The sequence below is a fragment of the Aeromonas dhakensis genome (assembly GCF_000820305.1).
Classification (GTDB): Bacteria; Pseudomonadota; Gammaproteobacteria; order Enterobacterales; family Aeromonadaceae; genus Aeromonas; species Aeromonas dhakensis.
Genome location: NZ_CDBH01000002.1, coordinates 24,964 through 42,823 on the forward strand (window position 1 = coordinate 24,964; position 17,860 = coordinate 42,823).

Genomic DNA, 17,860 nt, shown 5'->3' on the forward strand with positions numbered 1-17,860 from the left:
GCAAAAACCTCTGCCTGGGCAGAGGTTTTTTTATGGCGAAGGAGTGATGGGGCAGGGCGCTAGCGGCTCAGGATCCGCACCGAGCGGATGCGATTGTTGAAGTCGGTCGCCTCCTGCTCGCCGCCCTTGCGGGTGTAGTAGCCACCGCGAAAATCGGTCTCCTCGAAGAAACGTACCACCCAGCCAGCCGGCACGGTGAAGGAGGAGATGCGATTGGCAAAGCCGTAGCGGCCGAGATCCGCAATATCCCGGTCGATGCGCAGGGACTCGCCACTCTGGTGGGCACCGTCAAACACCAGCAGGGTGCTGGCATCGTCGCTCTCATCGAGTGTGGTGGTGATGCAGCTTGCCTTGGCCGCCTCGCAAAACAGGCTGTTGTTGCCTTGGCCCTGCTCACAGCGGCGGCTCACCTTCTGGCGCGCCAGCCACTCGCTGCGCCCCGCATCGGCATAGACGCTGTTGAAGGGGGTCAGGGTACAGACGTGGATACGCCCGCCGCCATTGCTTTGGCCGTTCACCACGATCTGGGGATTGATAAGGATATCGGCGCGGGCCGCTGTGCTCAGGGTCAACAGCGCCAGCAGGGCAAACAGCTGGTTCATGGATGAGATCTTGCCAGTTCAAGGGGCGGCAAGAATTGCCGAGACGCAGCCCCGACGCAAGAGGGGGCGGCGCCCGCTGCGACACTCCTTGCCCGCCATCGATGCAAAGATGCAGGGCCCAAAGCAGAACACCGGCGCAAGGCCGGTGTTCTGAACAGCATGGCGGCGGGCCCGACGGGGCGCGCGGTCAGGGCGGCTTAGGCGTAGAAGGCCTCGACCGTGCCCTTGACGGTGATCAGCATGGGGTTGCCGTAGCGATCCTTGGCCTTGGGGGAGGGGATCTTCACCCAACCTTCGCTGATGCAGTACTCCTCGACATTGGTGCGCTCCTTGCCGTTCACGCGAATGCCGATCTCGTGCTGGAAGCACTCCGCCACATGGTGCGGGCTGCGCGGGTTGGCCGCCAGACGGTCGGGCAGGGCCGGTTTGTTGTCGCTCATTTTATTTACCTGAGTGTGATAAAAAGTGGGTCATTGTAGGCAATGCCCGCCATGGGCTCAAGGTTGGGTTACGTCCCATGGGGGTGGGCAAGGTTTGGCTATAGCGGCAGGCAGGGCAGTTCGCCCCAAAGAGCAAGATGAGGGAACCGCCGCACACGGGCGGTTTGACGGGGGCTCAAAAAGGTGGGAGTCCTATTGTTTCTGTTGTCACCGCATAAAACCTTGTTTATACAGTTGTTCTCTGACAAGGTTGTAGTAAATTTTCGGTTCACTTGGGGAAACATTATATAAGTCTTCGATTCGTTCCTAAACCAAAATGAACCATCAGATATGTAACAATGGATTCTATTTTACAGTACCAATTGGACTTGCCTAGCTTTTTAACTGAGTTTGACCTAGGCATTTCTGATAATAAATGTAGCCGACAAGTAATGGGATGTTTTTTGTAGATTCCATCAATACTTTAAAATCTTGTTGAGAATAAAAATGTGTATCTACAATCTCGATAGAAATTAATGGGCTTTTATCGATAAGAGAAATTCCACTTGAATGTCTACCCAAAATATCAAATAGAATAAATTTTCCATAAACCAGACCAAACTTAACTTCTTTTGCCCACTCATAGTTTTTGACTCTCAGTTGGTTCTCGTAACCTTTATTATCAGCCCAAGGGTTTTCGAAGTAACCAAAATCATGTGTTGTCGTTCATTATGAGCGTCACTTTCAGTAGCACCTGGATCAACATCATTACAGACCGACTTTTTCTCAAGGAAATGTGGAGTTTTAGGATGATTTCTGATTCCTAGCTGATGATTGCCATCAGCCATATATCTAAGATCTTTTTCTCTCAGTTCAGTTCTGCGCTCATCGAGAAAAAGCTCTCGATAAGAGACCGGTTCCTACTCTTCATTCTCGTTGTAATAGTAAGCCACCTCATATTTAGGCACTTTCTATACTCCTTATAGCCCTAACGTCTTGTTAAGGATCGGTTTGAACCAATTGTTATATTCATTTCAGGAAATCCGGCATGCTGCATGGGATCTGGTCGATTACATGATGCACAATCTTCTTTTTCATATTCTCGAGAATTCCAGACTTGAAGTTTGATATCGACGCTATATTTCCTCCACCTCCTAGGATTCCCCTCCATTGGATGGACTTATCCTGCAATGAAGAATGGAAATTTAGGACCCTCGTCAAAGCCATGTGAGCGAATACCATTGACTGTTCTTTGCAGGTGTTATGTAGAGTCACATGGGTGTCGGTGTGGGTTTCTTCTTCTGTTAGATCCCACGAAAAGAAAACTTGTTGGGCGATGGATGAAAGGTCTCGTGTTTTTTCTTCCTCATAAGTTGAGAAGTAAACATCGTCAATGACCATTTTCCAGTTTTCAGTGGTGTCGCCAGAGCTATCAGTTTTTCTTTCAATCAGTTCTTGCTTTTTTAAGCTAATATGAACTCCTGCGCCAACGCCTAAAGAATATGAGAAGTCGCCGGCCAAGATCCCTAGAAGATTATTCTTCAATGCACTTTCAAACGCTAGATTAAAGTTTGAATTGTTTTTTTTAAAATCTTCAAGAGTAACAAGAACCCAGACTCCCCATTTGTTTTTCCATGCTATGAGCACCGGGATATTTAGAAGGGACGAATACCTTTTTAATTTTTCTTTGTACTCAGGCTTGAAAGACAGCACGTTCTTATTTGAAGATTTAACCTCAATAAGCACGGTTACATTCTTGCCGTTGTATTCAAATACAGCCAAAAGGTCAGGGACTTGAAATTCAAGTCTAGATCTTTCCGGATATTGCTGTTGGTCGAGTTTGTGAATTATCTTACATTTTCCTAGCCACCCACACAAAACACTAAACTCGTCCTCTAGTGGAAGACCATAATGTAGCCGCTGAACTTTTTTGGCCATTTCATGGGCGTCAGCTTTCCAGCCAAGCTGTTCAAGAGACTCATGAATAAGCCTTTCTAAGTCATTTGGTTCCATTTATTCCTCTAGGCTGAATTCGAACGAATATAACGTCCGCTTAAGGGGCTGACAACGCTACTACCGAACTTCTGCATAACACCGTAATCACAAAAACCAAAGCATATTAAAAATGCCGCGCGTTGTCTGTCCCTCTTGAAGCGTTTGTTATATGCTGGCATTGAGAGTTTCAAGTATGTTTAGGCAAAACTCTTTGATGCTACTAGCAACCATGGGTTTAATTGTTATTGAATGATAATAAGCAATTCCTAAAGCTAAACTCCCGAAATACAACCAGAAATAATCGCCATCTCTTAAATCAAGTTCGTTTGTTAGATTATAAATGCGGTCACAAATATTAGGATGTGTATCTGTCTGCCCCCAGCGTTCTTTTGACGTTATTGCTAATAATAAAAATGAAGCTAAGCCTATACTCATAGCCCTTTTACTTGTAACGATACCTTTGTTATATCCCGAAGATTGCGAGTACCTCTCGATATCATCTAATAGCATCGAACGAGCAAATTTGTCGCATGCGTGCTCTTCTTGATACACATTCAACTCTGTACCATCTACACTGAATCGAATATGCTGAAGCTCATGCAAAAAACAATATGCACCAGAAATACAGTTCAGATCGAATACCATTGCCCCATCAATGTCTTGAGGTTTCCCTTGGTCTGGATGCGGAATATTAGCAGGCCATACAAACTGTGAAATATTAGAGATTGACTTGATTTTAATGATGTCATCCATTAATGAATAAAACTGTTTTAGTTGCTCTTTCTGAGTTGCATCATCAGGTAATGAATCAGTGGATATTGGTGAATGACACAAGTTTGATAACATAATTAATGGCGAATAAGCGTGAAACGCTTTTTGTGCAGCAAAGCCTAGTAACCACATCTGACACATCGACTTGTGGTCAAACACAACCGAGCCAAAAATAACGCTTAAGGAAAAATCGCTACAATCTTCACGTAAGCTAAAGTTTGGCTCATATTGTTTCCATAGGCTCATTATTTCATCATATTTCTCAGGTGCTGCTGCTAAAAGCAAACCTTTTATCACTTCATTTTCTGACACTAATCTCTCCTGTTATCAATAGCATTTAACGTTTGGTTAAGGGCGGGCTTTAGCCCGTCCCAGTGAGCGGAGCGAACGGTTTGAACCACTAATTAGGGCGGACACATTATTCTGGGGGAATGTTGACATCTGTGGTGCCAAACGGGAGAGGAGAATATCCAGCAAAACCCGGATAGCCCGGATAACCGGGGTAGCCAGGATATCCAGGGTAGCCTGGATACCCTCGATACGGATGATTGCTTATTTTGTAAAGCCGGTCACCATCATGGATGGTTCCAAGGTATTCACCTTTTTCTGTAACAACATCATGATCATCCCATGGAAGCCAACCTACCAACTTAGCTTTTTTGTTGTATACAAATCGTTCAATGCGAAAGGCAATCCACTCGCCTCTGGAATTAAAAAGGAATTGTGTAGACATTGGGTAAACTCCTTTAGACTCTAACGCTTGGCTTTGCGGTGTGCCGGAGCGCAGCGTAGGCGCGTCCGGCAACAGCCACTTGTTAGATTTACTTGAACGAATACCGCGTCATATCTTTAATAGCTCCAGCCTCAAAAGCCTCTCTTCTTGCTCTACAGGCTCCACAAGCACCACACTGCACACCTTTTATAGGCGATACACAGCTCCAAGTTTTCTGAAGGGGAACATTTAGCTCCATGCCGTGTTTGAGGACATCGATTTTACTCCAGTCATGAAAAGGGGCTTTTACTTCGCATGACTCACCAATTAAATTGACACCGGAATTTATGTAGTCAATAAACTTTGGGCTATATTCCGTTGCTTCATCAGCGTCTTCTTTGTGCAAAGCAAGCCAAACACTTGGGATTTCGTGTTGAATTGCATAAGCACAAGCCATAGTTAAAATTACACCAGTACCAAACCTGAGAACATGTGCTTCACTATGTATCGTCGGCATAGCACCACCGGCACTTGCAATGAAGTGGCTGATGTCGAATATTTGCATAGGCACTTCGATTTCTTTTAGAAGTGCTTTTGCTTGACTCAGCTCCTTTTGGTTTGGAGCCAAACCAGTTGAGAAATGGAGGGCCAAAGGCTTTAACCCCTCCTTTTTCACCATGTGGTATAAAAGCGTTGTTGAATCGGGACCTCCAGATACTAAAGCCAAAGCATCATAGCGTACCCCACGATCACCTCTAGATTTTGCCATCGTTTTTCTCCTTTGTAGTTTATGTACATCCCTGTACTGCGAACGACGCAGGGAAATCTAACCGTGATTAGAGAGAAGGCGGCACTAATCCGATAGCAGAACCTTCCATATAACTCCGCTCTGTCCTGATAGTTGCCACGAAAAAATAAAATCAAAGTATTTAATTGATTGAATTCGCTGGACTTCCTTGTTTAACCTTTCCATTACTCCTGTGTAAAGAAACAGTGAAGGAGTGGGCGATGGCAAGCATCTGCAAGGCTACCGCCCCTGAGTTCCAGCCCTCAGCCCGCTGCTTTTCACCTGGGAGATATCGACAATCGATCTCATGGCGCTCTCCCTAGAGATGGATTGTTGATTGCCATCTTAAGGGGCCGGATTGAGACATTGAAAGAGGAAGTTGATAGAAATCTGAGCTGGTTCAACCAATTAGTGAGAAACTGCTGTTTTAAGTGGGTTGTGGGGTTGTGGGTTGGCACGGTATTGATCCCCCTCCAAGCCACTGAGTCGAGCTCAATGGGTCAGGGGCGCCGTCAGGGATGACTGCGCAGCCGCAGTTGGTACAGGGATGTACCATTTGCGGCGTACCGCCCGACCCAGAGAGCGAGATGAGGGAAACCGCCGAAGGCGGGCGGCTTGGCGGGGGAGAAGACCTTTGGTGTTATTTGCCAAAGAGAGTGGGTCTTTCCAAAGTCACTCGCCCAGGCCCGAAGGGCGGGCGAAACCCCGTCGAGGGCGGAGCCCTCGCATCCAGCGTGGCAAAGCCATGCCATCAGGAATATCTGCCGGCTCGAGCGTTCGGATTAACTCCGCCCGGATCGCGAATGTCCGAATACGCTTCGCTATTCGAACCTACATTCGAACCTACGATTCAATAACGCCGCGGGACTATGGGTTCCCTCACCCTGGCCCTCTCCCAAGGGGAGAGGGGACAAAGATGCAGGGAACGGCAACAAGCAGGAAGAAATAGAAAGGGAGCCTATCAGGCTCCCTTTCTTCAGACACTGCCAATGGCATGTGGCCCATGCCGCCCCTTATCGATTGGTCGCCGCCTTCATCCCTTCCACAAACTCTTTCAGACGGGTCAGCATATGCTCCGGGTTCTGGTGGTGGGTCTCGATGATCTTCACCACGGCGGAGCCGGAGATGGCACCGGCGGCGCCCGCGGCGATGGCTTCACGCACCTGAGCCGGTTCGCTGATGCCAAAGCCGAGCAGGGCGGGCGGGGCATTGAACTCGCGCAGGGTATTGATGAGACCTTCCACCGGCATGCCGGCCTTGGTCTCGGCACCGGTCACACCGGCGCGGCTTACCAGATAGGTGTAACCGGAGCCCAGCTCCGCCACCTGTTTCAGGGTCTCGGCGTCGCCATTGGGCGGGGCGATAAAGATGCTGTCGATGCCGAACTTGTCGGCAGCCGCCTTGTAGGGGGCGCACATCTGCACCGGCACGTCGGCGACCAGCACCGAATCCACGCCCGCCTGCTGGCACTTCTCGTAGAAGCCGTCAATTTTGCGCACATAAACCAGGTTGGCGTAGACCAGCAGGCCAATGGGCAGCTGCGGGTACTTGGCGCGGATGCGGCCGAGCAGCTCGAAGCAGTCGTCCGGGGTGGTGTGGCTGGCAAAGGCGCGCAGGGCGGCGCCTTGAATGGTGGGGCCGTCCGCCACCGGATCAGAGAAGGGAATGCCGAGCTCGAGGGCATCGGCGCCCCCTGCGACCAGCGCATCGACGATGGCCAGCGACAATTCAGGGGTGGGGTCACCCAGCATCACGAACGGCACAAAGGCGCCCTGATTGGCCTTGTCCAGACGGGAAAAGAGTTGTGCGTAACGGTTCATGACAAGGTTCCTTCTTTTTCAAAGATGTCGGCAACGGTGAAGATGTCTTTGTCGCCACGGCCGGAGAGGTTGACGATGAGCACCTGCTCTTTTTCCGGTTCACTGCGGGCCATCTTGAGGGCATGAGCCAGGGCGTGGGAGGACTCCAGTGCGGGTATGATGCCTTCGGATTTGGCCAGCTCCTGGAAGGCGTCCAGCGCCTCCTTGTCGGTCACCGAGGGGTACTCGGCGCGGCCGATGGCGGCCAGATGGGCGTGCTGCGGGCCGACGGAGGGGAAATCCAGCCCTGCCGAGACGGAGTAGGACTCCTGGATCTGGCCCTGAGTGTCCTGCATCAGGTAGGAGTGCATGCCAAAGAAGACCCCCTTGCTGCCGTGACCGAGCGGCGCACCGTGCTCGCCGCTCTCGATACCATGACCACCCGGCTCGACGCCGATGAGGCGCACCGACGGCTCATCGATAAAGTACGCAAACATGCCGATGGCGTTGGAACCGCCGCCGACGCAGGCGATCACCGCATCGGGCAGCCGCTCCTCCTTCTCGAAGCACTGGGCCTTGGCCTCTTCCCCGATCATCTTCTGGAACTCCCGCACGATAGTGGGGAAGGGGTGCGGGCCGGCGGCGGTACCGAGCAGGTAGTGGGCTGACTCGTAGTTGGCGGCCCAGTCGCGCAGCGCCTCGTTGCAGGCATCTTTCAGAGTGGACGAGCCGGAGTGCACCGGGATCACGGTGGCGCCCATCAGCTTCATGCGAAAGACGTTGGGCTTCTGGCGTTCGCAATCCTTGGCGCCCATATAGACCCGGCACTTGAGGCCGAGCAGGGCGCAGGCCAGCGCAGTGGCGACGCCGTGCTGGCCGGCACCGGTCTCGGCGATGATCTCGCTCTTGCCCATCCGCTTGGCCAGCAGCGCCTGACCCAGCACCTGGTTGGTCTTGTGGGCGCCACCGTGCAGCAGATCTTCGCGCTTCAGATAGAGGCGGGTCTTGGTGCCCTTGGTCAGATTGCGAGTCAGGGTGAGCGGGGTCGGGCGACCGGCATACTCGGTCAGCAGGGTCTGAAACTCGGCGATAAAGGCCGGATCATCCTTGGCATCGACAAAGGCCTTTTCCAGCTGGAGCAGGGCGGGAATGAGGATCTGGGGCACATACATGCCGCCAAATTCACCAAAAAACGGGTTGAGCAGGGTCATGGCTTCTTCCTTATACCTTGAGTCGAAAACGGAACATCAATTACGAAACAGCGATTCAGTGGCGGCCTCACAGGGCACGCTTACAGGTTGCGCAGGGCGGCAAACGCGGCCGCCAGCTTGTGCGCATCCTTTTGGCCCGGGGCACTTTCTACCCCGGAGTTGAAATCAAGGCCGAGGCAGCCCACTTGCGCGGCTTGCAGGGCGTTGTCGGGATTAAGGCCCCCCGCCAGCATCAGCTTGGCTTTATCCAGATGGGCCAGCAGAGTCCAGTCGAACGCCTGACCGGTGCCGCCGCTCTGGCTGCCTACTTTGGTATCCAGCAGCAGCCGATCGGCCGGGTAGTCGAGGGCGGGCAGCGGTTCGCCACTTGTGACTCCAACTGCCTTCCAGATCTGGCAGCCAGCCGGTAGCAGTGGGCGCAGCGTCTCGATATAGGCGGCATCTTCATCCCCGTGCAGCTGGACTGCCGCCAAGTTCAGAGTCTCCACCGTCTTGACGATGGTGGCGGGCTGGGCGTTGCGAAATACCCCGACGTAAGAGAGCGGCGCGCCCGCCATCACGGCGCGGGCGGCGGGAATGTCCACGTAGCGCGGGCTTTTGGCCACAAAGATAAGACCCCCGAACACCGCCCCCGCCTGATGGGCGGCGGCGGCATCCTCGGCGCGGGTGAGGCCGCACACCTTGTTCTGGCCCAGTACCAGCTTGCGCACCGCCACCTCCAGATCCGGCTCGGCCATCAGGGATGAGCCCACCAGGAAGCCCTTGGCATGGTGGCGCAGATCCGCCACCTGGGCGCGGTGGTTGATGCCGGATTCGCTGATCACTACCCGATCGCTTGGAATGTCTTTGGCCAGCTGTTTGGTGCGGGCGAGGTCGACGCTCAAATCCCGCAGGTCCCGGTTGTTGATGCCAATCACCGGCGCCCCCAGCGCGATGGCGCGGGTCAGCTCCTCCTCGTTGCTCACCTCGGTGAGCACGCCAAGGCCCAGCTCCTTGGCGACGGCGAACAGGGCGCGATAGCCCTCGTCGGTGAGCACCGAGAGCATCAGCAGGATGGCGTCCGCCTGATAGTGGCGGGCCAGATAGACCTGATAGGGGTCAATCATGAAATCCTTGCAGAGCACCGGCTGGCTGACGCGACTGCGCACCCGGCTTAGATAAGCAAAATCCCCCTGAAAGAACTTCTCGTCGGTCAGCACCGAGATGGCGGTGGCGTATTTGCCATAGATGTCGGCGATCGCCTCCGGGCTGAAATCGTCGCGGATCAAGCCCTTGGAGGGGGAGGCCTTCTTGCACTCCAGAATAAAGCGGGTGGAGCCCGCCTTGAGCGCCCCGACGAAATCCCGATCGCTTGGGGTCAGCGCGCTCTGGAAGCTCGCCAGCGGCTGGGCCAGCTTGCGGGCGGCAACCCACTCCTGCTTGGCCGCCACGATTTTGCCGAGAATGGTCTGGCTGATGGAGGCCATGTTCAGAAAAGCATGGGGGGCAATAAGGTCTGACATCTCGTTATCCTTGCGAAACTGGCTCTTGCCCTGCGGGCGTTCTGAATGACTGCTGTGCAGAGTCGTGGCTGACATCATGCCTCCTGATGACTCAAGGTGGCGAGCCGGGCGGCGAGCTCCGCCGTCTTGCCGCTTGCCAGCACCGCCAGCACCTCGGCCGCGGCGCTCTTGAGATCCTTTGCCTTGCCTGCCATTAGCAGCAGCGGTGCCACGTTGGCGGCGATGGCTGCGTTGTGGGCCGGGGTACCACGCCCTTCCAGAATGGCGGCGGTGATGGCGCGGTTCTCCTCAGGTTCCCCCCCCTGAATGGCGCTGACCGGATAGGTCTCCAGGCCAAAGTCAGCCGGGGTGAGCAGAAACTCGCGGATCTCGCCGTCACGGATCTGGGCCACCTGGGTCGGGCCGTGGATGGCAATTTCATCCAGCCCGGCGCCGTGCACCACCATACCGGTTTTCAGCCCCAGTGCCAGCAGGGTTTCGGCGATGGGGCGCACCAGCTCGGGGGCATAGACTCCCATCAGCTGATAGGTGGGGCGAGCCGGGTTGATAAGCGGCCCCAGCACGTTGAACAGGGTGCGGGTCTTGAGGGCCTGACGCACCGGCATGGCATGGCGCACGCCAGCGTGGTACTGGGGGGCGAACAGGAAGCAGATGCCAAGCTCATCGAGGCAGCGGCGCGCCTGCGCTGGGCTCATATCGAGCTTGATGCCCATCTTGTCCAGCAGATCGCTCGAACCCGACTTGCTCGAGACCGAGCGGTTGCCGTGCTTGGCCACTTTCAGGCCGCAGGCGGCAGCGACCAGCGCCGAGGTGGTGGAGACGTTGATGGTGTTGAGACCATCGCCACCGGTGCCGACGATATCGCAGAACTCGTAATCCGGACGCGGGAAGTCGCGCGCTTCTGCCAGCAAGGCCTCGGCGGCGCCGGCGATCTCCTCCGGGGTCTCCCCCTTGATCTTGAGGGCGGTCAACAGACTGGCGAGCACGATGGGATCCACTTCGCCACGTACCACCTGGCCGAAGGCGTCACGGGTACTTTCACGGCTCAGAGACTGACCCTGGTAGAGGGTGTTGAGATGATGATGCATGTTGGTCTCCTTACCGCACACTGCTAACTGGACGGGTGATATGGGCGAGCGCCTGGGTCAGCAGGCGGGCCCCTTCCGAGGTCATGATGGATTCCGGGTGGAACTGGAAGCCCAGCACCCGCTCATCCTGCTGCTCGATGGCCATGGGCATGCCTTGATAGTGGGCAATCACCGTCAGCTCTTCCGGTACATAGGTGGCGACCAGCGAGTGATAGCGGGCCACCGGCAGCGGGCTCGGCAGACCGGCGAAGGCACCGTGGCCGTTGTGCTCAATCAAAGAGCGCTTGCCGTGGACGATTTCGCCTGCCGCGCCGACGGTGCCGCCGTAGGCTTCGCACAGGGCCTGATGACCGAGGCAGATGCCGAGGATGGGCACCTGACCGCGGGCCAGCTTGATCAGATCAATCAGACAACCCGCCTCGTGGGGGGCACCCGGCCCCGGCGAGAGCACCAGCACGGCGTCCCCTTCACAGGCGGCGATCTCGCTCATGATGCGGCTGGCCGGCAGGCTGTTGCGGTAGATCCGCACCGGATAGCCGAGGGAGCGGAACTGGTCGACGAGGTTGTAGGTAAACGAGTCGAAGTTGTCGAGCAGGAAGATATTAGTCATGGCTCACGTCCTTATGTTGCTCCTGCTGGGCGCTCAGGGCTTGCAGAGAGGTGCCATGGCTGGCGGCGATGGCAGCCAGCACGGCGGCCGCCTTGGCGCGGGTCTCGTCCGCTTCGGCTTGCGGCTTGGAGTCATAGACCACCCCGGCACCGGCCTGCACGTGGGCCACACCCTCTTTGACAAAGGCGGAGCGAATGACGATGCAGGTATCCATCTCGCCGGCGCCGTTGATGTAGCCGACCGCGCCGCCGTAGCTGCCGCGGCGCTTGCCTTCCACCATGCGAATCAACTCGCTGGCGCGGATCTTGGGGGCGCCGGTGAGGGTGCCCATGTTCATGCAGGCCTGATAGGCGTGCAGGGCGTCAAGGTCGGCGCGCAAGGTGCCGACCACCTTGGAGACCAGGTGCATCACGTGGCTGTAGCGATCCACTTTCAGCAGCTCCTTGACGTAACGGGTACCGGGCTCCGAGATGCGGGCGATGTCGTTGCGACCCAGATCCACCAGCATCAGGTGTTCGGCCACCTCTTTCTCGTCCTGACGCAGTTCCAGCTCGATGCGGCCGTCGAGATCTCGGTTGATGCTGCCATCGGGGTTGAAGCCGCGGCGGCGGGTACCGGCGATGGGGTACATCTCCACGTCGCGGCTGGTGGCGCAGAATTTCACCGCGCTCTCCGGCGAGGCGCCAAACAGGGTGAAGCCCTCGTCCTGCACATAGAACATGTAGGGGCTGGGGTTGGTCTGCTTGAGGCGGCGATAGGCGGCGATGGGGCTGGGGCAGGGCAGGGAGAAGCAGCGTGACGGCACCACCTGGAAGATGTCGCCACGGCGGATAAAGCCCTTGAGCTTCTCCACCTCGGCGCAGAACTGCTTGTCGCTCTTGTCCACGCTCATGCCGCCGACGAGGGGCGGGGTGGCCGGTGCCTGCGCGGGGGCTTGCTGGCAGGCGTGTTTGAACTGGGCGAGGCGCTCGCTCAGGCGGTGGTATCTGTCTTCCACCCGGCTCTCGTCGCTGTCACCGCCAAAGATGCAGGCGAGCAGCGCAGTGGAGCGCGCGATATGGTCGATGGTGATCAGGGTCTCGGCCACGTAGAAGCAGTAGTCGGGGCAGTCGTTGCTCCCCTGTGGCACTTCGGGCAGATCTTCAAAGGAGGCGATGAGGTCGTAGGCGAAGCTGCCGGCCATAAAGAGCGCCTCTTTGCCCAGCTGGCAATCGAGCTCCCGCTGCAGGGTGCGCAGCACGTCCAGCACGCTGATCCCCTTGAGGCGGCTGTCTTCGTCCTGCTCCCGATCAGAAGCCGGGAAGTCGAGCTGCAGCTCGCCGGCCACCAGGCTCTGGGCAACGGCGGCCGGCAGGCGCTCGGCCAGCAGGCTCTGCAGCTGGGAGCCGTTGTCATTGAGGCTGCGCACCCGCACGGTGCGGCCCCGGCACTCGATGCGCAGGCTGGCGTCCACCAGCAGCAGACTCTGTTTGCCGGCCTTGGAGTCGATCTCCACCGATTCAAGCAGCAGGTTGTTGGGGCGACCCTGGCAGAGCTCGCTGTAGAGCGCCAGCGGGTCGGCCACGTAGGGGGCGTTGAGGGTGAGGGTATCGAATTCACCCAGAGGAAGGCGATGGCTGGCTGTCATAGTGCGTTCCCTTGCGTGTGATGTTGTTTACCGATGTTCATGACGTTGAATTCCTTGAAAATTTAATGGGTCTGGGGTGGCTGGTTCAGGGGCGCCATCGCCAGGTCAGCTTGCTTGTCTGAATTCTCGGTTTCATCACAGGTCCATTTGCCGGATAATAAAAAAGCCCGCTGGGGTCAGCGGGCTTTTTCTTTGGGTTCTTTATTTGCTGTCAGATTTACAGGTACAGCAACGACCACACGCCCGCATGTCAGGGAGTGTGCCACCACCAGATGGTCAGGATGGAAGTCGTTTGCATGATAAAGTCCTGTAAAAAGATGTTTGCAATGAAGTGCCTACAGAAAACGATAAAGCCGCGGCCAAGTCAAGTCGCTTTTTAGCCTTCTTTCACCGAATGTGTACCCATGGTGACCTGACCACGAGAGCGGAATAATCTGATGAGATTCGATCTACACTGCCATACCACGGCCTCGGATGGGGTGCTGAGCCCCGCCGAACTGGTGCGCCGCGCCGCCGAAAAACAGGTCGAAGTGTTAGCAGTTACTGACCACGACACCCTTGCCGGGATTGATGAGGTGCGCCGCACCATCGAGCACGAGCAACTGCCGCTGCGGCTGGTGAGCGGGGTCGAGATCTCCACCGGCTGGGAGCATCACGAGATCCATATCGTGGCGCTGGGGGTGGATGAAAAAAATGTGGCGCTCACCGATTTTCTGGTCGGCCAACAGGCTCGTCGCGAAGCACGCGCCCAGGAAATAGGGCGTCGTCTGGAGAAGTGTCTCATTCCCGGCACCTATGAAGAGGCCAAGCAGCTGGCCGGTGATGCGGCCGTGACCCGGGCCCACTTTGCCCGGGTGCTGGTGGCGCGCGGGGTGGCCGACAACATGCAGAAGGTATTCAAGAAGTACCTGAGCCGGGGCAACAAGGGCTATGTGCCGGCCGAGTGGCCCGAGATGGGCGAGGCGATCAGCTCCATTCACGGCGCCGGTGGCCTGGCGGTGCTGGCCCACCCGAGCCGCTACGATCTCACCGCCAAGTGGATCAAGCGGCTGCTGGTGGCCTTCAAGGCGGCCGGTGGCGATGCCATGGAGGTCTCCTTGCCCCAGCAGAGCCCCCAGGAGCGGGCGAATCTTGGCCAGTGGGCCAAAGAGCACGACCTCTATATCTCGGTGGGATCGGATTTTCACTTCCCCTCCAACTGGACCGAGCTGGGGCGCCACCTCTGGTTGCCCAAGGAGGGGATGCCGATATGGTTGGCGTATCCCGGTCATTTTGGGCTTACCACTGAGCAACACGCAGAGTTGCTGGCGAGTCGGTAACAGCATTTGCGAAATAGGGTACATACCGGACAAGAGGGTATGGCCTTATTTATGGTTGGCGTATCCCGGTCACTTCGGGCTTACCACTGAGCAACACGCAGAGTTGCTGGCGAGCCGGTAACCGCCCCGGTATTGCAGGCGCCAACGGGCGCCAAACAGAGTAAGGTAGTGTCGTGAAGCCCGGCTTCGCGGCCATCAAGCGGGCAGAGATTGCTGCCCCCATTGCGAGAACGAGTCATGAGTCAGCACTTTTACGTACACCCGGAAAATCCCCAGGCCCGTCTGATCAGCCAGGCGGTGCAGATCATCCAGAATGGCGGCGTCATCGTCTATCCCACCGATTCGGGTTATGCGCTGGGTTGCCAGATGGGTGACAAGGGCGCGCTGGAGCGCATCTGCCGCATCCGCCGCATCGATCCCAACCACGATTTCACCCTGGTGTGCCGCGATCTCTCCGAGATCTCCACTTACGCCAAGGTGGACAACAGTGCGTTTCGCCTGATCAAGAACAACACCCCCGGCCCCTACACCTTCATCTTCAAGGCCACTAAAGAGGTGCCGCGTCGCCTGATGAACGAGAAGAAGAAGAGCATCGGCATCCGGGTACCGGACAACAAGATTGCCCAGGCGCTGCTGGAGGCCCTCGGCGAGCCGCTGCTCTCCACCACCCTGATCCTGCCGGAATCTGACATGGCGGAGTTTGACCCGGAGGAGATCTTCGACAAGCTGGGCAAACAGCTGGATCTGGTAGTCAACGGCGGTTATCTGGGCGAGCAGCCCACCACCGTGGTGGACTTCTCCGACGACGAACCCGTGCTGCGTCGGCGCGGTGCCGGGGATCCGACCCCGTTTGAGTGATACGGTCGAACCGGTCGCCATGACGGCCGCCCAGCCGCCCGCAGGGGCTAGTGAGGGGGGGCCGTCGGCGCTCTCTCCCATCGCCCGGGTGCTGGGGCAGCCCTACCATGAGCTGCCCCAGGACTTGTTCATCCCGCCCGATGCGCTGGAGGTGTTTCTCGATACCTTCGAGGGGCCGCTCGATCTGTTGCTCTACCTTATCCGGCGCCAGCAGCTCGACATCCTCAACCTGCCGATCCTGCAGATCACCGCCCAGTACATGGAGTACGTGGAGCTGATGCAGGGGCTCAATCTGGAGCTGGCAGCCGAGTACCTGCTGATGGCGGCCTGGTTGGCGGAGATCAAATCCCGCATGCTGCTGCCCAAGGCGCCGGAGCTGGAGGACGAAGAGGAGGGGGAAGACCCCCGTGTCACCCTCATCCGCCGGCTGCAGGAGTACGAGCGCTTCAAGATGGGGGCTGAGCGGGTCAACGAGTTGCCACGGCTGGAGCGGGAGATCTTTGTCGCCAGCGCCATGGCGCCGGATTTTGGCGATCTCAAACCACTGGCGCCCGATGTTTCGCTGGTTGAGCTCGCCCTTTACATGCAAAGTGTGGTAAAACGCGCGACTCATTTTGAACATCACCAGATCCGCCGCGAGCAGATCCCGACCCGGGTGCGCATGGCGGAGATCCTCGCCATGCTCTCGCTGGGCCAGACCCTGCGCCTGGAGCAGGTGCTGCGCGCCGAAGAGGGGCGCATGGGGGTGCTGGTGACCTTCCTGGCCCTGCTGGAGCTGTGCAAGGAGCAATTGATCTGGATCTTGCAGGCGGAACCGCTGGGGCCGATCCACTTTGCCCTGGCCGGCCAGCATGAGGAGAGCGAGCGTGGCGCTGCCCACTGAACGACTGCGGCCGATAATGCGAGGAGCGAACCATGGCGCTGCCGGCTGAACGACTCAAGACGCTGATCGAAGCGGCGCTGTTCGTTGCCGGGCGCCCGCTCAACGTCAGCGAGCTCAAGAGCAGCGTACTGGCGGACTACCCGGTCACCAGCCGCTACGTGCAGCTGCTGCTGGCGGAGCTCAAACAGGATTACAGCGAGCGGGGGGTGGAGCTCAAGGAGGTCGCCTCCGGCTGGCGCTTTCAGGCCCGCCAGGAGTACGCCGAGGAGCTCTCGAGGCTCTGGAGCGAGCGGGCCCCGCGCTATTCGCGCGCCGTGATGGAGACGCTGACGTTGATCGCCTATCGTCAGCCCATCACCCGGGCCGAGATCGAAGCCATCCGTGGGGTGGCGGTCTCGAGCCAGATAGTGAATACCCTGAAAGAACGTGGCTGGGTGCGCAGCATAGGTCACAAGGAGGTGGTGGGTCGCCCAGAGCTGCTCGCCACCACCCGAGAATTTCTGGATTATTTTAATCTGCAGAGTCTGGAGCAGCTCCCCGAGCTTGATCCCGAACTGCAACCCTCGTTGTCCACTCTGACGTTGGCAGAGACGGGCAGCGATCAACAATCAGGTAACCCCGATGAGTGAAAAACTGCAAAAAGTGTTGGCCCGCGCGGGTCACGGCTCCCGTCGTGAGATGGAGGCCCTGATCACCGCAGGTCGGGTCAGTGTGGATGGCAAGGTCGCCACGCTGGGGGATCGCGTCGAAGTGAACGCCGTGATCCGGGTGGATGGTCACCAGGTCAAGACCCGCGCGGCAGAGGAAGTGATCTGCCGCGTGCTGGCTTACCACAAGCCGGAAGGGGAGATGTGTACCCGTCACGATCCGGAAGGTCGTCCCACCGTGTTTGATCGTCTGCCCAAGATGGAAGGGGCCCGCTGGATCGCGGTCGGCCGCCTCGACGTCAACACCTCAGGTCTGTTGCTGTTCACCACCGACGGTGAGCTGGCCAACCGGCTGATGCACCCGAGCCACGAAGTGGAGCGGGAATACGCGGTGCGCGTGTTTGGCGAGATCACCGAAGCCATGCTGCAGCGCCTGCGCAAGGGCGTGCAGCTGGAAGACGGCATGGCCAAGTTCAACAAGATCAAGCCGGCCGGCGGTGAAGGTCTGAACCAGTGGTTCAACGTTACCCTGACCGAGGGTCGCAACCGTGAAGTGCGCCGCCTGTGGGAATCCCAGGAAGTGCAGGTGAGCCGCCTGATGCGTATTCGCTACGGCGACGTTAAGCTGGATCGCGGCATCCCGCGCGGCGGCTGGCAGGAGCTCAAACTGCCCGAGGTGAACTACCTGCGCGGCCTGGTCAACCTGCCGCCGGAGACCGAGTCCAAGGTCGATCTGCAGCAGGATGGCAAGGCCAGCCGCCACAAGCAGGCCGCCCAGATCCGTCGCGCCGTCAAGCGTCACAAGGAGATGCAGGGCAAGGAGCCGCGCGCCCGCGCCACTACCGCCCGTCGCAAGCCGCAAGCCTCGACCCGCAACTCCGGCACCGGCAGCAAGTAAGCGCCGCGTCGCACTGTAAAAGGCCCGCCTCTTCGGCGGGCCTTTTCGTTGGCGCCTGCTGCGTCCGTTATTGTTCAATGTGCAAGATTGCTGAATTAATGGGGCCAGGCAGGCGGCTGGTGGGGGCCGGGG

General features: G+C 57.5%; 17 protein-coding genes. 5 read left to right on the forward strand and 12 right to left on the reverse strand.

What is annotated here, in order from left to right; genetic code table 11:
- Positions 1-59: 59 nt before the first annotated feature.
- The 12 genes from BN1143_RS00135 to BN1143_RS00180 form a co-directional block, all read right to left on the reverse strand.
- Positions 60-602 carry a beta/gamma crystallin-related protein gene (locus BN1143_RS00135; RefSeq protein WP_042049197.1) on the reverse strand — a complete coding sequence of 181 codons (543 nt, stop codon included), beginning with the start codon at positions 600-602 and terminating at the stop codon, positions 60-62.
- 197 nt (positions 603-799) lie between these two features.
- Positions 800-1,042, reverse strand: coding sequence for a DUF3297 family protein (locus tag BN1143_RS00140; protein WP_005302916.1), 243 nt, complete (start codon positions 1,040-1,042; stop codon positions 800-802).
- Positions 1,043-2,050: 1,008 nt separating this feature from the next.
- A complete protein-coding gene (locus BN1143_RS00145; RefSeq protein WP_042049198.1) occupies positions 2,051-3,034 on the reverse strand; it encodes a PDDEXK family nuclease in 984 nt (327 codons plus the stop codon).
- 147 nt (positions 3,035-3,181) lie between these two features.
- A complete protein-coding gene (locus BN1143_RS21560; protein ID WP_156141268.1) occupies positions 3,182-4,099 on the reverse strand; it encodes a phage exclusion protein Lit family protein in 918 nt (305 codons plus the stop codon).
- A gap of 106 nt (positions 4,100-4,205) precedes the next feature.
- Positions 4,206-4,520, reverse strand: a complete 315-nt coding sequence (locus tag BN1143_RS21565; RefSeq protein ID WP_082038363.1) for a CBS domain-containing protein — start codon at positions 4,518-4,520, stop codon at positions 4,206-4,208.
- An 88-nt stretch (positions 4,521-4,608) separates the two neighbouring features.
- Positions 4,609-5,268: a 7-cyano-7-deazaguanine synthase gene (locus BN1143_RS21570; protein ID WP_082038364.1), complete on the reverse strand. Its 660-nt coding sequence runs from the start codon at positions 5,266-5,268 to the stop codon at positions 4,609-4,611.
- A 1,031-nt stretch (positions 5,269-6,299) separates the two neighbouring features.
- Positions 6,300-7,106: a tryptophan synthase subunit alpha gene (gene trpA, locus BN1143_RS00155; protein WP_042049200.1), complete on the reverse strand. Its 807-nt coding sequence runs from the start codon at positions 7,104-7,106 to the stop codon at positions 6,300-6,302.
- A complete protein-coding gene (gene trpB / locus BN1143_RS00160) occupies positions 7,103-8,296 on the reverse strand; it encodes a tryptophan synthase subunit beta (RefSeq protein WP_042049201.1) in 1,194 nt (397 codons plus the stop codon). Before trpB ends, trpA begins: the two co-directional genes overlap by 4 nt.
- Positions 8,297-8,376: 80 nt before the next feature.
- On the reverse strand, positions 8,377-9,873 hold the full coding sequence (gene trpCF / locus BN1143_RS00165; protein ID WP_042049203.1) for a bifunctional indole-3-glycerol-phosphate synthase TrpC/phosphoribosylanthranilate isomerase TrpF: 1,497 nt from the start codon (positions 9,871-9,873) through the stop codon (positions 8,377-8,379).
- Positions 9,873-10,886, reverse strand: coding sequence for an anthranilate phosphoribosyltransferase (gene trpD, locus BN1143_RS00170; protein WP_005302896.1), 1,014 nt, complete (start codon positions 10,884-10,886; stop codon positions 9,873-9,875). The genes trpCF and trpD overlap by 1 nt, the downstream gene beginning before the upstream one ends.
- A 10-nt stretch (positions 10,887-10,896) precedes the next feature.
- A complete protein-coding gene (locus BN1143_RS00175) occupies positions 10,897-11,496 on the reverse strand; it encodes an aminodeoxychorismate/anthranilate synthase component II (protein WP_005347355.1) in 600 nt (199 codons plus the stop codon).
- Complete coding sequence (locus BN1143_RS00180) at positions 11,489-13,123, reverse strand: anthranilate synthase component 1 (protein WP_042049205.1); 1,635 nt, start codon at positions 13,121-13,123, stop codon at positions 11,489-11,491. The genes BN1143_RS00175 and BN1143_RS00180 overlap by 8 nt, the downstream gene beginning before the upstream one ends.
- Before the next feature lie 437 nt (positions 13,124-13,560).
- On the opposite strand from BN1143_RS00180, the gene rnm reads away from it, so the two are divergent.
- The 5 genes from rnm (at position 13,561) to rluB (ending at position 17,728) form a co-directional block, all read left to right on the forward strand.
- Positions 13,561-14,442 carry an RNase RNM gene (rnm, locus tag BN1143_RS00185; protein WP_042049207.1) on the forward strand — a complete coding sequence of 294 codons (882 nt, stop codon included), beginning with the start codon at positions 13,561-13,563 and terminating at the stop codon, positions 14,440-14,442.
- A 237-nt stretch (positions 14,443-14,679) separates the two neighbouring features.
- Positions 14,680-15,300 carry an L-threonylcarbamoyladenylate synthase gene (locus BN1143_RS00190; RefSeq protein ID WP_005302891.1) on the forward strand — a complete coding sequence of 207 codons (621 nt, stop codon included), beginning with the start codon at positions 14,680-14,682 and terminating at the stop codon, positions 15,298-15,300.
- Positions 15,293-16,183, forward strand: a complete 891-nt coding sequence (locus BN1143_RS00195) for a segregation and condensation protein A (protein WP_042049209.1) — start codon at positions 15,293-15,295, stop codon at positions 16,181-16,183. The genes BN1143_RS00190 and BN1143_RS00195 overlap by 8 nt, the downstream gene beginning before the upstream one ends.
- A gap of 32 nt (positions 16,184-16,215) precedes the next feature.
- On the forward strand, positions 16,216-16,812 hold the full coding sequence (scpB, locus tag BN1143_RS00200; protein WP_017780785.1) for an SMC-Scp complex subunit ScpB: 597 nt from the start codon (positions 16,216-16,218) through the stop codon (positions 16,810-16,812).
- Positions 16,805-17,728 (forward strand): 23S rRNA pseudouridine(2605) synthase RluB, encoded by a 924-nt coding sequence (gene rluB / locus BN1143_RS00205; RefSeq protein WP_005302885.1) that lies wholly within the window; start codon positions 16,805-16,807, stop codon positions 17,726-17,728. Before scpB ends, rluB begins: the two co-directional genes overlap by 8 nt.
- The last annotated feature ends 132 nt before the right edge of the window (positions 17,729-17,860 follow it).